This is a genomic window from Sedimentimonas flavescens, from assembly GCF_019264375.1.
GTDB lineage: Bacteria > Pseudomonadota > Alphaproteobacteria > Rhodobacterales > Rhodobacteraceae > Rhodobacter > Rhodobacter flavescens.
In genome coordinates, this window is sequence record NZ_JAHVAI010000054.1 from 1 (window position 1) to 1,181 (window position 1,181).

Below are 1,181 nucleotides of genomic sequence, written 5' to 3' on the forward strand. Positions count from 1 at the left end.
CGATGGCTTCATGGTCCGATCCTTCTGTTGGGTCGGACTCTAGCATCAACTGGAGGAATTATCGGGGGTCACAGCACATCAGGCCAAACCCTGTCACTTCCTTGGAATCAAAAAACGGAAAGGTACGATAGATGTCGGATATGATCTCCCTGCTTGCCAAAGAGCGAGGCACCTGAAACTTATCGCGAAGAGAGATGTAAGAGCCGTTCTCGTCCTGCTTTCTGCCCCTAGGCAGCTTGGTCATCCTGTCTTCTCGAAACCACATTGAACTTACTACTAGCTTGGCCAAACCTCGCAGGTTAGCCCGTTCTTCGTCGCTGGCGGCATTCGCGACAAACGGAATTGCTTTATATGGGTCAATGTTTAGCTTGATGGGCTCTTTTGACAACTGATTGCCAAGAAAGAGGAAAGACCCCTTGATGTCGATTTCTGCAACAGGCTCACCGTCGATAGTCATGGCCAATCGGACTTCGGGCTTTGCTGACTGCCAATCCCCATAAACCCGACCACCTTTGTCTAAGCGACCTTCATTGAACCCACGGTAGCAGCTAGACCAAACCTTGGCCTCTGCTCCTTGAAGCGGATGCTGAGCCATCATTTCGTTGATGAGTTGAATTGACCTGCCACTGATCTTTCATCCAGCAGCGACCGGAGCCCGGTTGGTGTTTACGCCGATCGGCGCAGGTTGAGCAATCGCCCGACGCGCGGAGCTTTCATCTCGCGCAGCGGGGCGCGCGATTGCGGTGGTCAGGGCCCGCGCGTAGTCAGCCGGTGTCTGGTAGTCCAGGGCCGAGTGTGGGCGTTCGGTATTGTAGTCGGTAGCCCAGGCGGCGATCACGATCCGCGCGTGGGCCAGATTGCGGAACATGGTCTCGTTGAGCAGTTCGTCTCGCATCCGAGCGTTGAAACCCTCCACGAAACCGTTCTGCATCGGCTTACCCGGCGCAATGTAGTGCCATTCGATCCGGTGCTCGGAGCACCACCGCAGGATGGCATTCGAGGTCAGTTCCGTGCCGTTGTCGCTGACAATCATTCCGGGTTTGCCGCGGCGTCCGATCAGAGCCGTCAGTTCGCGCGCCACCCGGCGCCCCGAAATCGAAGTGTCTGAATAGCCCCTAGATCTGTAGACGCCTTCTTCCCTAATTTTGAGGCAAGGAGGCCGAGATGGGCAAAGGCAATTT

At 55.7% G+C, this 1,181-nt stretch carries 1 protein-coding gene and 1 pseudogene; both read right to left on the bottom strand.

Translation table 11 applies throughout. The features are described 5' to 3' along the window. Positions 1 to 58: 58 nt before the first annotated feature. Positions 59 to 457, bottom strand: coding sequence for a hypothetical protein (locus tag KTQ37_RS16635; protein ID WP_218631626.1), 399 nt, complete (start codon positions 455 to 457; stop codon positions 59 to 61). Between the two features lie 177 nt (positions 458 to 634). After that, positions 635 to 1,105 (bottom strand): annotated as a pseudogene (locus tag KTQ37_RS16640) (integrase core domain-containing protein); the annotation flags it as partial. Between the last annotated feature and the right edge of the window lie 76 nt (positions 1,106 to 1,181).

Coding starts and splice junctions, on each gene's coding strand:
- KTQ37_RS16635 (WP_218631626.1), bottom strand. CDS start 457: ATGACTATCGACGGTGAGCCTGTTGCAGAAATCGACATCAAGGGGTCT.